This window comes from Mameliella sp. CS4 (assembly GCF_019392335.1).
Classification (GTDB): Bacteria; Pseudomonadota; Alphaproteobacteria; order Rhodobacterales; family Rhodobacteraceae; genus Antarctobacter.
This window is the reverse complement of the sequence record NZ_JAHXRQ010000228.1, coordinates 1-253: the sequence shown is the minus strand read 5'-3', so window position 1 is coordinate 253 and position 253 is coordinate 1. Positions and strand designations below refer to the sequence as shown.

The window sequence follows — 253 nt, the reverse complement described above, 5'->3', positions numbered from 1 at the left end:
CCGCGCCCTACGCGGCCGAGGTCCAGAGGCTCGAGGCCCAGGTCGCGGGCGCCGAGGCGCGCGTCGGCCTGACGGCGAGCGACCTCGAGCGTGGGCAGAAGCTGTCGGATCAGCACATCGTTACGGCACGCGACCTCGACGTCCGGGCCAACGCGTTCAAGGAGGCTCGGGCGAGCCTCGACGCGGCGAAGGCGGCGCTGGAGGCCGCGCGCCTCAACCTCGGCTACACGCAGGTGCGGGCTGCGGTGAGCGG

The 253-nt window shown here is 74.3% G+C and carries 1 pseudogene; it reads left to right on the top strand.

Annotation, left to right across the window (positions count from 1 at the left end):
- Window positions 1–253, top strand: a pseudogene (locus KZZ07_RS27200) (efflux transporter periplasmic adaptor subunit); the annotation flags it as partial.